General features: G+C 63.1%; 15 protein-coding genes. 7 read left to right on the top strand and 8 right to left on the bottom strand.

Annotated features, from left to right (window positions below; all coding sequences use genetic code 11):
• Nucleotides 1-3 precede the first annotated feature (3 nt).
• From coaBC to RAZWK3B_RS14275, 3 genes are all read right to left on the bottom strand, one after another.
• Nucleotides 4-1,197 carry a bifunctional phosphopantothenoylcysteine decarboxylase/phosphopantothenate--cysteine ligase CoaBC gene (gene coaBC / locus RAZWK3B_RS14285; RefSeq protein WP_007816339.1) on the bottom strand — a complete coding sequence of 398 codons (1,194 nt, stop codon included), beginning with the start codon at nt 1,195-1,197 and terminating at the stop codon, nt 4-6.
• Nucleotides 1,198-1,416: 219 nt separating this feature from the next.
• Nucleotides 1,417-2,184: a ChaN family lipoprotein gene (locus tag RAZWK3B_RS14280; RefSeq protein ID WP_007816338.1), complete on the bottom strand. Its 768-nt coding sequence runs from the start codon at nt 2,182-2,184 to the stop codon at nt 1,417-1,419.
• On the bottom strand, nt 2,181-3,059 hold the full coding sequence (locus tag RAZWK3B_RS14275; protein WP_007816337.1) for an RNA polymerase factor sigma-32: 879 nt from the start codon (nt 3,057-3,059) through the stop codon (nt 2,181-2,183). The genes RAZWK3B_RS14280 and RAZWK3B_RS14275 overlap by 4 nt, the downstream gene beginning before the upstream one ends.
• A gap of 104 nt (nt 3,060-3,163) precedes the next feature.
• On the opposite strand from RAZWK3B_RS14275, the gene cobU reads away from it, so the two are divergent.
• From cobU to RAZWK3B_RS14260, 3 genes are all read left to right on the top strand, one after another.
• Entirely contained in the window at nt 3,164-3,685 is a 522-nt protein-coding gene (cobU, locus tag RAZWK3B_RS14270; RefSeq protein WP_007816336.1) for a bifunctional adenosylcobinamide kinase/adenosylcobinamide-phosphate guanylyltransferase, read from the top strand.
• Nucleotides 3,682-4,254, top strand: coding sequence for a histidine phosphatase family protein (locus tag RAZWK3B_RS14265; RefSeq protein ID WP_007816335.1), 573 nt, complete (start codon nt 3,682-3,684; stop codon nt 4,252-4,254). The genes cobU and RAZWK3B_RS14265 overlap by 4 nt, the downstream gene beginning before the upstream one ends.
• Before the next feature lie 90 nt (nt 4,255-4,344).
• Nucleotides 4,345-5,859 (top strand): YifB family Mg chelatase-like AAA ATPase, encoded by a 1,515-nt coding sequence (locus RAZWK3B_RS14260; protein WP_007816334.1) that lies wholly within the window; start codon nt 4,345-4,347, stop codon nt 5,857-5,859.
• Here RAZWK3B_RS14260 and RAZWK3B_RS14255 read toward each other — a convergent pair.
• From RAZWK3B_RS14255 to rsmI, 4 genes are read right to left on the bottom strand one after another with little or no spacing between them, the layout of a single operon-like run.
• Nucleotides 5,825-6,730 carry an alpha/beta hydrolase gene (locus RAZWK3B_RS14255; protein WP_007816333.1) on the bottom strand — a complete coding sequence of 302 codons (906 nt, stop codon included), beginning with the start codon at nt 6,728-6,730 and terminating at the stop codon, nt 5,825-5,827. The genes RAZWK3B_RS14260 and RAZWK3B_RS14255 overlap by 35 nt on opposite strands.
• Nucleotides 6,727-7,662, bottom strand: coding sequence for a glutathione synthase (gene gshB, locus RAZWK3B_RS14250; protein ID WP_007816332.1), 936 nt, complete (start codon nt 7,660-7,662; stop codon nt 6,727-6,729). The genes RAZWK3B_RS14255 and gshB overlap by 4 nt, the downstream gene beginning before the upstream one ends.
• A 60-nt stretch (nt 7,663-7,722) precedes the next feature.
• Nucleotides 7,723-8,250 carry a YraN family protein gene (locus RAZWK3B_RS14245; RefSeq protein ID WP_007816331.1) on the bottom strand — a complete coding sequence of 176 codons (528 nt, stop codon included), beginning with the start codon at nt 8,248-8,250 and terminating at the stop codon, nt 7,723-7,725.
• On the bottom strand, nt 8,247-9,125 hold the full coding sequence (gene rsmI / locus RAZWK3B_RS14240; protein ID WP_007816330.1) for a 16S rRNA (cytidine(1402)-2'-O)-methyltransferase: 879 nt from the start codon (nt 9,123-9,125) through the stop codon (nt 8,247-8,249). The genes RAZWK3B_RS14245 and rsmI overlap by 4 nt, the downstream gene beginning before the upstream one ends.
• Before the next feature lie 86 nt (nt 9,126-9,211).
• On the opposite strand from rsmI, the gene RAZWK3B_RS14235 reads away from it, so the two are divergent.
• Together RAZWK3B_RS14235 and RAZWK3B_RS14230 are read left to right on the top strand one after the other, a co-directional pair.
• Nucleotides 9,212-10,390, top strand: a complete 1,179-nt coding sequence (locus RAZWK3B_RS14235) for a penicillin-binding protein activator (protein WP_007816329.1) — start codon at nt 9,212-9,214, stop codon at nt 10,388-10,390.
• 30 nt (nt 10,391-10,420) lie between these two features.
• Nucleotides 10,421-13,189: a [protein-PII] uridylyltransferase gene (locus RAZWK3B_RS14230; protein ID WP_007816328.1), complete on the top strand. Its 2,769-nt coding sequence runs from the start codon at nt 10,421-10,423 to the stop codon at nt 13,187-13,189.
• Nucleotides 13,190-13,207: 18 nt separating this feature from the next.
• Here the strand turns inward: RAZWK3B_RS14230 and RAZWK3B_RS14225 are convergent, their stop codons facing one another.
• A complete protein-coding gene (locus RAZWK3B_RS14225; RefSeq protein ID WP_007816322.1) occupies nt 13,208-14,233 on the bottom strand; it encodes a LacI family DNA-binding transcriptional regulator in 1,026 nt (341 codons plus the stop codon).
• Nucleotides 14,234-14,345: 112 nt separating this feature from the next.
• Between RAZWK3B_RS14225 and RAZWK3B_RS14220 the strand changes: the two genes are divergently transcribed.
• Nucleotides 14,346-15,860 carry a tripartite tricarboxylate transporter permease gene (locus RAZWK3B_RS14220; protein ID WP_007816320.1) on the top strand — a complete coding sequence of 505 codons (1,515 nt, stop codon included), beginning with the start codon at nt 14,346-14,348 and terminating at the stop codon, nt 15,858-15,860.
• Nucleotides 15,857-16,315 (top strand): tripartite tricarboxylate transporter TctB family protein, encoded by a 459-nt coding sequence (locus tag RAZWK3B_RS14215; RefSeq protein WP_007816317.1) that lies wholly within the window; start codon nt 15,857-15,859, stop codon nt 16,313-16,315. Before RAZWK3B_RS14220 ends, RAZWK3B_RS14215 begins: the two co-directional genes overlap by 4 nt.
• Nucleotides 16,316-16,347: the final 32 nt, after the last annotated feature.

The following is a 16,347-nucleotide window of genomic DNA, read 5'->3' as shown; positions in this document are numbered from 1 at the left end:
TTCTCAGGCCAGCGCCTGTGCGATCCGGTCGGCGAGCCTTGCGGCAACATCAGTCTTTGACATGCGCGGCCAGTCCTCGGCACCGTCTTGGGTAATTAATGTAATGTCGTTTTCCGTCCCGCCCATGATTCCGGTGCTTTCGCTGACATCATTGGCCACGATCCAGTCACAGCCCTTGCGCTCACGCTTGGCGGTGGCATGGGCGATCACGTCATCGGTCTCGGCGGCAAAGCCCACCACCAGCCCCGGCCGCCCAGCCTTCATCGCGCTGACCGTGGCGAGGATATCGGGGTTTTCCGCAAATTGCAGGCTTGGCAACCCACCCTTGGTTTTCTTGATCTTGCTCGCACTTGCACCCGTCACATGCCAGTCAGCCACCGCAGCGGCAAAGATGGCGGCATCGGCGGGCAAAGCCGTTTCGACAGCCTGCAGCATCTCGCGCGCTGTGCGCACGCGGACCACTTCGACACCTTCGGGCGGGGGCACATCGGCCGGGCCGGTAACGAACACCACATGCGCGCCAAGCGCTGCGACCGCCCGCGCAATCGCGGTGCCCTGCGCCCCGGACGAGCGATTGGCGATATAGCGCACCGGATCAATCGGCTCATGCGTCGGACCAGAGGTGACCAGCACGCGCTTGCCCGCCAAGGGGCCCGCCATCAGCGCCCTGTCCACCGCCGCCACGATCTCGAGCGGTTCGGACATGCGCCCCGGCCCATGCTCGCCACAGGCCATATCGCCATGCTCAGGCCCGACAAACCCGATCCCATCTGCCTGCAGGGTGGCGATATTGCGTTGCGTCGCCGGGTGCTGCCACATCCGCACATTCATCGCCGGCGCAATCAGAACGGGGGTATCGGTGGCCAGCAACAGGGTCGAGGCCAGATCATTCGCCAGCCCTCCCGCCATCTTCGCCATCAGATCCGCCGTCGCCGGGGCCACCACGATCAGATCGGCGCTGCGGCTCAGCTCGATATGGCCCATTTCGGCCTCATCGGTCAGATCGAAGAGATCACGAAACACCTTTTGCCCCGCCAGCGCCGAGACCGACAGCGGCGTGACGAATTCCTCTCCAGCGCGGGTCAGAACTGGCGTCACCTCGGCGCCGCGCTCCCGCAATCGCCGGATCAACTCCAGCGATTTGAAGGCCGCGATCCCGCCACCAATGATCAAGAGAATGCGTTTCGATGCCAGCATGGGCCGCGGTCCTTTCCCGGTTGCGCATCCAGCAGAACAGATAACCACCTGCAGGCTTGTGTCGCGCGTCCCAAGTCTTAGGCGCCTGCCCGGTCTGAGGCAAGCGCACAGCAGGACCTGTCATGCACCCTTGCACCGGATGGCCCAATGGCCCGCGAGGTTGCGGGGGCAAGGATCGGCGTGATCGGCAAAAGATATTCCGGTGCGCAACTGCGGGGTTTACTTGAACGCCGCGCAAGGATCCGGACGATCCACGGCAGGCGCCGAAACCACTTCGTCGAAGACGCCCTGCAAGGGCGCATCGTCTTCGGTCTGGCCCACCACATGCAGATCGAGCTCGGGGGCCGCATGCGCAAGATAAACCGGAAGCCCCCAATCCCGGCGCGCATGCCCATTGCCGGTGATTACCGCCACCGGCCCGCCCGTTTCCGCAATGGCCTGCAGAACGGCATGGGCCAGTTCGGCATCGCGCAACCTTTGGATCTGCACCATTCCCGGCAGGATATCCTCGGGCAAGGCGTTGCAATGCGCCGACATCTGCAGGGCCTCGCGGGTCTTCTGTTCGTCTTCGGACAATGGAGCGTCCAGCCCGTAAACCGCCGGATCGCCGCTGAACGCCTGTTCGATCCCGGTTTCGAAGGCAGCACGCGCCGCATCACGCGGCACCTGCGCCCCGAAAATGCGGGCCTCCGGCGCTGCCGTGAAAATCGGATGGTACATTGCGAAATCGGGCCAGCCGGACTTGGCCCATTTCAAGACTGTCGCAAGCAGGTCGGGATCATCGCGATTGTCCGGTGTTACCAGGTCCGCCTGTTCCGGCGTCAGCATCTCAAACACCAAAGCCGCAGGCGCAAAGGCGGTAACCCGGTCAGCCTGCAGGATATGGTGGGCCGGATTGTCATGAACTTCGCCCAGTATCAGCACATCCTGTGCCGATACCGAGCTTGCCATGGTCAACACCGCAAAGGCAGCAATCACACTCTTCATGCGAGAAGGTTTTGCACCTCTGAGCCATGACGTTCAAGATGCTTCCGCATCTTCTGAAACGCCGCCGCCTCAAGCTGGCGTACCCGTTCCTTGGACAGGTTCAACTCCTCCCCAAGGCTTTCCAGCGTCCGGGGCACATCGCGCAGCTTGCGTTCGCGCACGATGAAGCGTTCGCGATCGTTGAGCTTGCTCATCGCGTCCCCCAGCCACTCGCGCAGCGCCATGAGGTCATGATCCTGCTCGACCAGCTGATCGCCGCGCGGACCCTCATCTTCGATCGTATCGATCCACTCGCGGCCTTCATCTTCGACCGATTGCGTTGCGTTCAACGAAAAATCCGTGCCCGAGAGACGGCCTTCCATCATCTCGACATCGCGCAGCGGCACGCCAACCTCATGCGCGATCATCTCGCGCAGCTGATGACCGTCAAGCTGTTCGCCCTTGGCCATGGCTTCACGCTCGATCCGCGCTTGGACCCGACGCATGTTGAAGAACAGCGACTTCTGCGACGAGGTCGACCCGGTGCGCACCATCGACCAGTTGCGCATCACGTAATCCTGGATCGAGGCCTTGATCCACCACACCGCATAGGTCGAAAAACGCACACCCCGATCCGGATCGAACTTGTCCGCCGCCTTCATCAGGCCCAGACCGGCCTCCTGGATCAGATCGTTCATTGGTGCCCCATAGCGTCGGAACTTGGACGCCATCGAGATCGCAAGCCGCATATAGGCGGTGATAAGACGGTGCAGCGCCTCTTCGTCGCGCTGGTCGCGCCACGCATAGGCCAGTTTCAACTCTGTTTCTGCATCCAGAAGCTCTGCGCGCATCGCTGTGCGTGACATGCTGCTGGTCTGCGGTGCATCAAGTGCCATTTCGGCCCCCCCGACCTGCCGGTCTGTGTTTTGTTCCTTTTGCGGTCTTTCACGAGGTGTTACGAAAGGCATCTCCATCCGGATCAATTCGGGAAGATAAAAAAATGTTGCCGGGACTTACCTTGGTTCTAGGCGGGGCCGCTTCGGGCAAGTCAGCCTTTGCCGAAACACTTGTCACACGGACCGGTCGCGAACGGGTCTATCTGGCGACCGCGCAAGCCTTCGACGACGAGATGCGCGACAAGATCGACCGCCATCAGCAGATGCGTGGCCAGGGGTGGCGCACGATCGAGGCGCCTCTCGATCTCGGCCGGGCGCTGGCCGCGATCAGCGGCGATCAAGCCGTGCTGCTCGATTGCGCGACCATGTGGCTGTCCAACCAGATGCTCGCCGAAAATGATCTGTCGCAGGCCGAGGCCGAATTGATGGCCGGGCTTGCCCTGTGCAGCGCGCCCGTGGTGATCGTCTCGAACGAGGTGGGGCTGTCTGTCGTGCCCGAAAACGCGCTGGCCCGACGGTTCCGTCAGGCACAGGGCGAACTGAACCAGAAACTTGCCGCCAAGGCCGGGCTGTTGGTCAATGTCATCGCCGGGCTGCCGCAAGTGCTCAAGGGCGACCTGCCATGAGCCGCGTGTTCTGGGTCCGGCATGGGCCGACCCATGCGCGCTCCATGGTGGGCTGGTCGGATCTTCCCGCCGACCTGAGCGATGCCGACCGGATCGCCCGCCTCTCGGCGCATTTGCCCCAAGAGGCGCTCGTCATATCGTCGGACCTGATCCGCGCCAGCGCGACCGCCGACGCCATATCCGCCAACCGCACCCGGCTGCCCCATGACAGTGACTTGCGCGAAATTCACTTCGGTGACTGGGAATTGCAGGCCTTCGATGCCATCCCCGATCAGGATCACCTGCGCGCTTTCTGGGATCAGCCCGGCGATATCCGCCCCCCCGGCGGCGAAAGCTGGAACGAGATCACCGCCCGTGTGAACCGTGCCATCAAGCGCCTGCTCGACGCCCATCCGGGGCGCGACATCATCGCTGTCGCTCATTTCGGCGCGATCCTCACCCAGGTCCAGCAAGCCCTCGGCGTCACCCCGTTCGAGGCCTTTGCCCACAAGATCGACAATCTCTCCGTCACCGAATTGCACTTGCGGAACGCAAGCTGGCAGGCCCTGCGGATCAACCACCTGCCCTGAAATCAGAGGCTTTGAAGAACAGGCGTTAATCCTTCGGTAACCATCACTGCGCTATCCGTTAACCCTGTTTAACGGCGAGGACGCCTTCCCATGGTCACGCGCACCTACACGGTCGCCTTCGAAGGGGTCGAGGCCCGGGATGTCGAAGTGCAATGCGCGATCACACCGGGAATGCCGGCCTTTTCGCTGGTGGGTCTGCCCGACAAGGCCGTGTCCGAAGCCCGTGACCGGGTACGTACTGCACTCAGTTCCATGGCGATCGCCCTGCCCTCCAAGCGGATCACCATCAACCTGTCGCCCGCCGACATGCCCAAGGAAGGCAGCCATTTCGACCTGCCCATTGCCCTTGCCCTGCTCGCGGCACTTGAAATCATCCCCTCCGACGCCGTCGAATGCACCTGTTCTCTGGGCGAGTTGTCGCTGGACGGCTCTTTGATCCCGGTCATCGGCGCTCTGCCCGCCGCGATGGCCGCCGCGCGCGAAGACCGCGCATTGCTGTGCCCCAAGGCCTCGGGGGCGGAAGCGGCTTGGGTCGGCGCAGCCCGTGTCATCGGTGCGGGCAGCCTGTCGGATGTGGTGCGGCATTACACCGGACAAGCGCCGCTCTCTCCCTCCGAACCCGGCGAGGTGATTGCCGATGTCTCGGGGCGGTGCCTGCGGGATGTGAAAGGTCAGGAACGGGCCAAGCGCGCCATGGAAATCGCCGCCGCCGGGCGGCATCACCTCATCATGGTGGGCACGCCGGGATCGGGCAAATCGATGCTGGCGGCGCGGCTTCCGGGGATCCTTCCGCCATTGACCGCGCCCGAGGCGCTTGAAACCTCGATGATCCATTCGCTTGCCGGTCTGCTGGACGAAGGCGGGATCAACCGCACCCGCCCCTTTCGCGAACCGCATCACACCGCCTCAATGGCCGCCATCGTCGGCGGCGGGCGCCGCGCTTCGCCCGGCGAGATCAGCCTTGCCCATAACGGCGTTCTTTTCATGGATGAATTCCCCGAATTCCCCCGGACGGTTCTCGAAACCCTCCGACAACCGATCGAAACCGGCACCGTGATGATCGCGCGTGCCAATGCCCATGTGAAATATCCCTGCCGCTTCATGCTGGTGGCGGCGGCCAACCCTTGCAAATGCGGCTATCTGACCGATCCCGCCCGCGCCTGCAGCCGCGCGCCGGTCTGTGGCGAGGATTACATGGGCCGGATCTCGGGACCGCTCATGGACCGCTTCGACCTGCGGATCGAGGTGCCGCCCGTCGCCTTCACCGATCTCGACCTGCCCGCATCGGGCGACAGCTCCGCCACCGTCGCCGCCCGGGTCTCGGCGGCGCGCGACGTGCAGGCAGAGCGCTTTTCCGACCAACCCGAAACTTTGCTGAATGCCGATGCCGAGGGCGAGGTGCTGGACCGCGTCGCCACCCCCGACGCCGAAGGGCGCACCCTGATCAACAAGGTGGCGGAACGATTCGGGCTGACCGCGCGCGGATATCACCGCGTCCTGCGTGTCGCGCGCACCATCGCGGATCTGGATGGCTCCGATGCCGTGCTGCGCCGCCATGTGGCCGAAGTGGTCAGCTACCGCCTGTCTTCGGCAGCCGACACTTGATCCAGTCGGCCAGCGTATCTAGGGTTCCTGTGGCCTCGGGCAGAAGCGGGCTGAAAATCGGCCAGACATGCGGCAGATCGCGCGCGATCACCTCGGTCACCTGCCCCCCGTCCTCGCGCAGCCGCTCCGCCATGCGGCGTGTGTCATCCTGCAGGATCTCGGTATCGCCAACGGTCATCCACACGGGCGGCGCTCCGGCGAACCGGGCAAAGAGCGGCGAGGCACGCGGATCGCTAGGATTGGCATCTCCCAGGTACATCGTCGCCAGCTCTCCGGTCCGGGCGGCGGGCAACACGACTTCGGCTTTTGCGTTGGTTTTGATACTGGCGCCGGAAAATGTCAGGTCAGTCAGTGGTGAAAAACAGAATACCGCCAGTGGTTTTCGCAATCCATGCTTGAGGATTTCCGCCAATAGCGCCAAGGCCAGACCACCCCCCGCACTGTCCCCGCCTAAAATGACGTCGCGCTGTGCGCTCAGCGCGATATAAGCCGACAGTGCGTCCTCCAGCGCCGCGGGAAAGCGATGCTCAGGCGCCAGCCGATACGACGGCAGACAGGCGGGCAGCCCCGTGCGCTCGGACAATCGCGCCAGCATGGCACGATGGGTGCGCGGCGATCCAAAGACAAAAGCGCCACCATGCAGGAAAAGCATCGCGGGGCCATCCTCCGACGCGCCAGCGCCGCGCGCCCATGTCACCGGCACCCCGTCCAACACCGCGGTCGAGAAATGGCAGCCCTTGGGCGGCCAGAACAGCCAACGCGCCACCTGCTCGAACCTGTCCCGCAGCTGCTGCGGGTCTTCGACCTTCGCGAGAAATCGCTTTTCGCGAAGCCTCAGCGCCAGATTGAGAAGCGGACGGCACAGGCTCATCCGCGCTTGGCCTCGATCACCTCCCAGATCATCGCAGCCACGTTGATGCCGTCGAAACGCTCGAGCTCCTGAATGCCCGTAGGCGAGGTAACGTTGATTTCGGTCAGGTAATCACCAATGACATCGATGCCGACAAAGACCTGACCCTTTTCCTTCAGGATCGGGCCGATCGTTTCGCAGATTTCGATATCCCGTGCCGTCAGCCCGATTTTCTCGGGCCGCCCACCGACATGCATGTTCGACCGCGTCTCGCCCTGCGCCGGCACGCGATTGATCGCACCAACCGGGGCGCCATCCACCAGAATCACGCGCTTGTCGCCATGCTTGATCTCCGGCAGATATTTCTGGACGATCAGCGGCTCACGGCTGAACCCGGTGAACAGCTCATGCAGGGAACTCAGATTGCGGTCCGATTCCGCAAGATGGAAGACCCCGGCCCCGCCATTGCCGTAAAGCGGTTTAAGGATGACATCCCCATGCCGCGCCTTGAACGCGCGGATCGTGGCCAGATCACGTGCGATGGCGGTCGGCGGCATCAATTGCGGGAAATCCAGCACCAGCAGTTTTTCGGGAAAATTGCGCACCCAGAACGGATCGTTCACCACGAGTGTCCCCGGCATCACCCGCTGCAACAGATGCGTGGTGGTGATGTAATGCATATCAAAGGGCGGATCCTGACGCAGCCAGACAACATCGAAATCCGCAAGATCGGCCTCATATTCCTCGCCAAGGCTGAAGTGGTCACCCTTGACCCGCCTGACCTCCAGATCGCACCCCCGGGCCGTGACGCGCCCCTCCACATAGGCCAGGTGATCCGGTGTGTAATAGAACAGGCTATGCGCGCGCGCTTGCGCCTCTTCGGCGATGCGGAATGTACTGTCTGCGTCGATATTGACCGGCGCGATCGGATCCATCTGAAAAGCGATCTTCATTGGGCTCCCCCAAGGTGGCATTGCCCACCCTAAATGGGCCAAGCCGCCGGCAAGCGCAAATCAGAAATGGCCAAACGCATTCTCGAGGATGTCCGCGCGCCCCGTTCCATCGACAACCGCCAGGTCGAACCGCACCTGCGCCAATTGTCCTTCGGGCACCCGGCCAAGATATTCGGAGGCAGCGGCATGAATGCGCCGCATCTGGGCCGGACGCAGCCGCTGGATCGCCTCTTGCGTGCTGCGCGCCGCCTTGACCTCGCAGAACACGATCTCAGACCCATCGCGCAGGATCAGGTCGATCTCACCGCCACGCCCACGCCACCGCGTCTCGAGCAAGTCGATACCCCTTTTGTCATAGGCCAGCGCCACGATCTTTTCAGCAGCCGCACCTGCCAGCCAGGACCGCAGCCCACGATCGCGCCGTGCAGTCTTCGCAGGACCCGCATCGCCAACCTTGCGGGTATCGCGGGCATCGCCCCCAAGGGCCACCGGCAACTCGGGCAATGCCTCGTTGCACTCTAGTGTCGCGGCATAGCCGAACAGGTCCGTTTCAAACACATCCAGATCCCCAAGAAGATCGCCCGTCATCCCGCATCATCCTTTTGCTTCCGGTCCAGCTCCAGCGCCCGCTGATAGACCTGCCGCCGTTTCAGCCCCAGTTCCGCCGCAACCATATCCGCCGCATCACGCACCGAATGCTCCGACAGGACCGCCATCAGTCTTTCGTCTAAATCAAATTCCCGAATTTTCGGTAAACGCCCACGATCCACCAAGACCACGATTTCACCCTTAAGAGGTCGCTCCGAGCACAGCGTTGCGAGATCGTTCAACGTTCCGCGAAGCACCTCCTCGAATTTCTTGGTCAGTTCCCGACACACAGCCGCCTGCCGCTCCCCGCCAAGCACGGTGGCGGCATCACGCAGCATCGCCGCCACGCGTTTGGGCGATTCGTAGAACACCAGCGTGCCAGGAACCTCTGCCAGCGTCTCGAGCGCGGTTTTCCGCTTGCCCGAGGCATTGGGCAGGAACCCCGCGAAAAAGAAATGATCCGTCGGCAGCCCCGCCACAGTGAGGGCCGTGATCACCGCCGATGGCCCCGGCGCCGAAATCAGGTGGTACCCCGCCTCCACCGCGGCCCGCGCCAGATCGAACCCCGGATCGGCCACCATGGGCGTGCCCGCCTCCGAGGCATAGACCACCGATTTACCCTCCTCGAGCGCACGCATGAGGCGCGGGCGCACCCGTTCCCCGTTATGATCGTGGTAGGACACGAGCGGCCTGTCGGCCAGGGCAATGCCGTGAATATCCATCAGCTTTCTCAAGCTCCGGGTATCCTCGGCGGCGATCACATCCGCCGAGGCCAGGATATCCAGCGTCCGCAAGGTAATATCGCGCGCCGTTCCGATCGGCGTCGCCACCAGATACAGCCCTGGCGCCAGAGCCTGCCGTTTTGGATTCACCACTGGACCCGCCTCGCATGACGTTTATTATCGGACCCGAGACCGCATCGGGCTACGGCCCCACCGGAAATCAAGGAGTGACCGTAGCCATGTTCGCCGTTTTGTCCCTCGTCCGCAAGCCAGCCACACGGATTGCCGCCCTTTTCGCCTTTGTCTGGCTGGCCGCCTGCCAACCCGTGGCGACGACCACCGGCGGCGGGCAACCGATTGCCCCATCGGCGCCGGTGCCTGTGGCGCTGCTGCTGCCACATGGGTCGGGTGTGCCTCAGGAGCAGAAACTCGCCCGTGACATGGAAAACGCGGCCCGACTGGCTGTCGCCGATCTCGGCGGGGTTCAGATCGACCTTCGCGTCTACGGGACCGCCGGGCAGGCCGCTCAGGCTAGGACCGCCGCCATGAACGCCGTGGCGGACGGGGCCAGGATCATCATCGGCCCGTTGCATGCGGAATCCGCCAACGCAGTTGCGGTCGCTGTTGCGGGTAGCAACGTGAACGTGCTCACTTTCTCGAACAATCCGACGATCGCAGGCGGAAACCTGTTCGTTCTGGGACAGACCTTCGACAACACCGCCGACAGGCTCGTCTCCTTCGCCACCCGGCAAGGCAAGTCCCGGATCATGTCGGTCTATTCGGACAACCTCTCCGGGCAGCTTGGCCGTCAGGCCATCGAGCAGGCGATCGCGCGGCACGGGGGGACACAAGCAGGCAGCGTCGGATATGAATTTTCGCAAGACGGCGTGGTCGCCGCCGTCCCGCAGATCAGAATGGCCGCCACCCAGAATGGGGCCGACGCGATCTTCCTCACCGCCAACACTGCCGGCGCCTTGCCGCTCTTCTCGCAGATGCTGCCCGAAGCCGGTCTCAGCCCCGACACGGTTCAATACATGGGTCTCAGCCGGTGGGACACGCCGCCCCAGACGCTGGAGCTTCCGGGTGTTCAGGGCGGCTGGTTCGCCCTGCCCGACCCACAGCGCAGCGCCCAGTTCCGCCAGCGCTTCGAAGCGGCCTATGGCGAGCGCCCGCATGATCTGGCGGGGCTCTCCTATGACGGGATCGCAGCCGTGGGCGCCCTTGCCCAGACCCGCCAGCGCGATGCGCTGACGCGCGAGGCTCTGACCCAAAGCGCAGGCTTCCAGGGCGTCAACGGCGTCTTCCGGTTCCGCCCTGACGGAACCAACGAACGCGGGCTGGCCGTGGCCACCATTCGGCAAAATCAGGTTGTCGTCATCGACCCCGCACCGCGCAGCTTCGGTGGGGCGGGCTTCTAGGACCGGCCAGGGGCCAGCCGAAAGGATACCATGAAGGACGCAGTATCCACGCCGGACAACCTGATTTGCCCGGCCCGGGACATTTTCGACACCGCCTCGGTCGACGCCCGTCTGACCGAGGCGCTGGCCTCGGCAGGCTCCGATCACATGGCCGTGCGCAAGGCCGTGGTCTCCGTCCTGTCGCAAGCCCTCGGTCATGGCCGCCAGGTGATCGCCGATGCCTTCGCGGAACATCCGTTTTCGGCGCGTCCCACCGTGCACGCCTATAGCTGGCTCACCGATTGCGTGATCCTGACCGCGCTGGACGTGGCGATCAACCATATGCACCCGCTGGCGACCCCCACCAATTCCGAACGCATCACCGTCTTCGCGGTCGGCGGCTATGGCCGCGGCGAGATGGCCCCACAATCCGATGTCGATCTGCTGTTCCTGACCCCCTACAAGATCACCCCCTGGGCCGAAAGCGTCATCGAATCGATGCTCTACATCCTGTGGGACCTCAAGCTGAAGGTCGGTCATTCCAGCCGCACGATCCGCGACTGCCTGCGCCTCGGAGCCGAGGATTTCACGATCCGTACGGCGCTTCTCGAAAACCGGTTTCTGGCCGGGGATCGCCAGATGGCCGATCACTTCCGCAAACGCCTTTGGCACGAGCTCTTCGACGGCACCGAGCGTGAGTTCATCGAAGCCAAACTCGAGGAACGCGACGAGAGGCACCGCAAGCAGGGTGGCCAGCGCTACATGGTCGAACCCAATGTGAAAGAGGGCAAGGGCGGTCTGCGCGACCTGCAATCGCTGTTCTGGATCGCCAAGTATCTGCACCGGGTCGACAGTGTGGCCGAACTTGTCGACGTGGGCATGTTCACCACCGAGGAGCTGGACACCTTCGCCAAGGCCGAGAACTTTCTCTGGGCGGTGCGCTGCCACATCCATCTGATCACCCGCCGCCCCACCGATCAGCTGACATTCGATCTGCAGGTCGAGGTGGCCGAACGCATGGGCTATTGCGACACCTCCGGGCGCCGCGCCGTCGAAGTGTTCATGCAGGATTATTTCCGCCACGCCACCGCCGTGGGCGATCTGACGCGCATCTTCCTGACCAAGCTGGAAGCGGCACATGTCAAATCCGAACCGATCCTGCAGCGCCTGTTCCGGCGCAAGCGCAAGCTCAAGGATGGCTATGAAGAGGTGCATGGTCGCCTGGCCATCAGCGACGACAAACAGTTTCTGTCGGACCCTCTCAACATCCTGCGGCTGTTCGAGGAAGGTCTGCGCACCGGCCTTCTGATCCATCCCGACGCCATGCGCCTCGTCTCGGCCAATATTCAGCTGATCGACGAGGATATGCGCAACGATCCCGGCGCGCAGAAACTGTTCCTCGACCTGCTGCTCAAGCAAGGCAATCCCGAACGCGCGCTGCGGCGGATGAACGAGCTGGATGTTCTGTCGGCCTTCATCCCCGAATTCGAACCCATCGTCGCCCTGATGCAGTTCAACATGTATCACAGCTATACGGTGGACGAGCACACCATCCAGTGCATCTCGAACCTCGCGCAGATCGAACGGGGCGAGCTGGTCGAAGATCTGCCCCTGTCCTCCTCGATCCTCAAGGAAGGCGTCAACCGCAAGGTGCTCTATGTGGCGCTTCTGCTGCATGACATCGGCAAGGGCCGGGACGAGGATCATTCGATCGTCGGCGCACAGATCGCCCGCAAGGTGGCGCCCCGTCTGGGCCTGAAGCCCAAGGAGGTCGATACCGTCGAATGGCTGGTGCGCTACCACCTGCTGATGTCCGACATGGCCCAGAAGCGCGACATCGCCGATCCGCGCACCGTGCGCGACTTCGCCAAGGCGGTGCAGACCAAGGAACGGCTCGATCTGCTCTGTGTGCTGACCGTGTGCGACATTCGCGGTGTCGGGCCCAACACCTGGAACAACTGGAAAGCCTCGCTGATCCGGGCGCTCTATCGGCAAACCCGCCGCGCCATGGAAGGCGGGCTCGAGGATCTCAACCGCGAACAGCGCGGCTCGGATGCCAAGCGCAATCTGCGTGACGCCCTCGATGACTGGCCCGCCAAGGATCTCAAGCGTGAAACCGCGCGCCATTACCCGCCCTACTGGCAGGGCCTTCATGTGACGGCGCATGTCGTCTTCGCACGCCTTCTGCGAGACCTGCACGAAGATGACATCGCCATCGACCTTGCCATCGACGAAGACCGCGACGCCACCCGCGCCTGTTTCGCGCTGGCCGATCATCCCGGCATCTTCTCGCGGTTGGCCGGTGCTCTGGCGCTCGTCGGCGCCAATGTGGTGGACGCGCGCACCTATACCTCCAAGGACGGATTCGCCACCGCCGCCTTCTGGATTCAGGACGCCGAAGGCAGCCCCTACGAGGCCGAACGCCTGCAACGCCTGCGCGACATGATCCGCAAGACCCTCAAGGGCGATGTGGTCGCCGGCGAAGCGATCCGCTCGCGCGACAAGCTCAAGAAACGCGAACGCGCCTTCAAGGTGCCGACCCATATCACCTTCGACAACGAAGGCTCCGAAATCTACACCATCATCGAGGTCGACACACGCGACCGCCCCGGCTTGCTCTATGATCTGACGCGGACACTGGCCAACGCCAATGTCTACATCAACTCCGCCGTGATCGCGACCTATGGGGAGCAGGTGGTCGATACCTTCTATGTCAAGGACATGTTCGGCCTGAAATTCCATTCCGAGGCCAAGCAGAAAGCCCTCGAAAAGAAACTGCGCACCGCGATCTCCGAAGGCGCCGTCCGCGCCGAAACCTGAGCCAAGAAGCCCGGCCGCCTATGTCAGCGGCCGGGTCGTGCCCCTCACGATGCATTGCAAATCGCAGCGATAGCGGAACATCTCGCGCGTCTCCGAAACGATCAGCGAGGTCAGTCTCTGGCCCGCCACCTTGCCGATATCCTCGGCCGGGATGCGCACCGTGGTCAGCCCCGGCTCCATGTCGAGCGAGCCATTGAAATCCCCGATCCCGATCACCGACACGTCCCCCGGCACCGACAGCCCCCGGCTCTGCACCCCGAAGATCGCGCCCTGCGCAATCACGTCATTGCCGCAGACCAGTGCCGTGGGCCGCTGGTCACTGTCCATCATGCCGCGCACCGCCTGTTTGGCCAGCGTGATGCTGTAGGGCGATTCCTGCCGCCAGCCATCGCGCACCTCGACGCCATGAGCGCGGATCTCCTCCATCGCGCCCTCAAGCCTCTGACGGGCGCGGTCATTGCCCTCGATGCTGGGAAAGATCAGCCCGATATCGCGATGCCCCGCCTGCAGCAGATGCCGTGCCGCCAACCGCCCCGCCTCGCGATTATCGGCGCCGACACAGGGCATGTCCGACGTCCCCGAATAGTTCCAGATCGCGATGCAGGGCGTGTCTTGCTGGCGCAACAGGCGGAACGTGGCCTCGGAATGCTCCAGCCCCACAAGGGCGATTCCATCCACGCGATGTTCCATCAGCTTGCGGATCATGTCGTATTCCCGCTCCAGCGAATAGCCATGCGACGCGATCAGCAAGGTGAACCCCGCCTCGTCGATCGCATCCGAGAAACTCTGGATCACCTCGGCAAAGATCGCATGGTTGATCGTCGGCACGATCAGCCCGATCGTGGCATTCCGGCGCCCGTGAATCGCCTGTGCCGCACGGTTGCGGATATAGCCCAGTTTTTCGACCGCGCGATTGATTCTCTTGCGGGTCGCAGGGTTGACCAGATCAGGGTGGTTGAACGCACGCGACACGGTCGAAGGCGACACTTTCGCCGCGTTCGCCACAGCCACAATATCTGCCTTTTTTATTTTTATATCAGTCATTTAATGCGTATTTTCCGGCATTTTATGAAAACATTTGCATTACTATTTTCATCTTCTAGCCTAAATTGTCAAACGCCCATCGCGGCGGGAAGAGCCAAGGGAGGGGCACTTCTTGGAATTCATCGGATATTTCGACGAGGTCTTTCAGCCGATCTCGTTCATGCTCTTGTTGATCGGAACAATCGGCGGTCTCATCCTCGGGGCCACGCCGGGCCTGTCGCCCACCATGGCGGTGGCGCTGCTCATTCCGTTCACCTTTCAACTGGAACCGGCACAGGGCCTGATCCTTCTGGGTGCGGCCTATACATCCACCGTCGCCGGCGGCGCGGTCAGTGCAATCCTGCTCAAGATCCCCGGTGCGCCGGCCAATATCGCCACCACGCTCGACGGGCATACCATGGCCACGCAGGGCCGTGGCGCCGAGGCGCTGCAACTGTCGTTCATCGCGTCGGCCATCGGCGGGGTGTTCGGGGTGCTGCTGCTGATTTTCCTGACCCCGGCGCTGTCGCAATGGGCGCTGGCCTTCGGGCCGTCGCATCTGTTCTGGCTGGCGATCCTCGGTGTGACAGTGATCGGCACGCTGGACAGCAACTCGGTGGTCAAGGGGCTTCTGTCGGGCTGCATCGGCATGTGGCTCGCCACCATCGGCTTTGACGACATCATGGGCGCACAGCGCTTCATCTTCCACCCTGAGCTTTCGGGCGGCATCAACATCATCCCGGCGCTGATCGGCCTCTTTGCCATTCCGCAGGTGATGACCATGTTCGCGCAAGGGCGCAAAGCCCCTGACGCAGAGGTGCTGAAGGTTCAGCGCCACCCGATCGGCGCCGCGATCCGCGAAACCTTTCGCCGCAGCCGGTCGCTTACCATCGGCACGGGCATCGGCGCCTTCATCGGCCTGATCCCCGGTGTGGGCGGGCAGATCGCAGGGCTTGTGGCCTATGATCAGGCCAAGAAATTCAGCCCTGACCGCAAGAAATTCGGCACCGGCCATTCCGAAGGCGTGATCGCCGCCGAAAGCGCGAACAACGCCATGGTCGGACCCTCGCTGGTGCCGCTTCTGACCCTGTCCGTGCCCGGCAGCCCGACCGCCGCCGTGCTTCTGGGCGGGCTTTTGATCCACGGAATCTTCCCGGGATCGGATCTGTTCGACAACCACCCCGACGTGGCCTGGACCTTCATCAACTCGATGCTGATCGGTCAGATCCTGATGTGCATCTTCGGTCTCTATGTCGCGGGCTTCGCGGCCCGCGTGGCGCAGGTGCCGCAATCAGTCATGGCCGCGATCGTGCTGGGGCTGGCGGTATTCGGCTCCTATTCGGTGCAGAACTCGATGGGTGATGTCTATGTGATGGCGGCCCTCGGTGTGGGGATGTATTTCCTCGAAAGGTTCGGCTTCGTGGCAGCACCCCTGGTGCTCGGCCTGATCCTCGGCCCGATCGCGGAAGCCAACTTCATCCAGGGCGCGATGATCGCCGACGCCACCACCGGCCGCCTGCCCTATTTCTTCTCGGGCGCCCTGAACCTCACGCTGATCTTCATCGTCGCGGCATCGGTCGTCTACTCGGTCTGGATGGAAATCCGGCAGCGCAAGCTCGATCGCAACGACAAGGAGGCCCGCGCATGAGCCGTTGGCAACACATCATTCCCTCGGGGCTCGTCGCTCTGGCCGGTATCTGGATCTGCTTTATCAGCTACACCCAGCAACCCGCTCAGGCGTTCTTGTTCCCGCGCCTGATCTCCACCGTGTTCGTGGCCCTTGCGCTGTGGACCTTCGCAAAGGCCGTGTTGGGCTGGTCCCGGGCGGGCGACGGCATCAGCCGCAGGATCATGGTGAACATCCTGCCGGGGCTGATCGTTACGCTGATCTACGTGTTCTGGGCGGCCAAGGCGCTCGGATTCTACACCGCCTCAGCCATCGTCTTTTTCATCCTGCTGTCGATCTACGATCCCAACCCTCATTCCGAGATGCGCAGCTGGATCAAGCGGATCATCATTACCGTGGGCTTCGTGGCCGTCATGTATGGCCTCTTCGCCCATGTGCTCAGCGTATTCACGCCAAAAGAAGCGCTGTTTCAATAAGCCGGGTGAAACCGGTTCAAACGTCATCCAAG

Origin of the sequence: Roseobacter sp. AzwK-3b, from assembly GCF_000170875.1 — a bacterium.
Classification (GTDB): Bacteria; Pseudomonadota; Alphaproteobacteria; order Rhodobacterales; family Rhodobacteraceae; genus Roseovarius; species Roseovarius litoreus.
The sequence above is the reverse complement of the archived record's forward strand: the minus strand, read 5'-3'. Positions and strand labels throughout refer to the sequence as shown.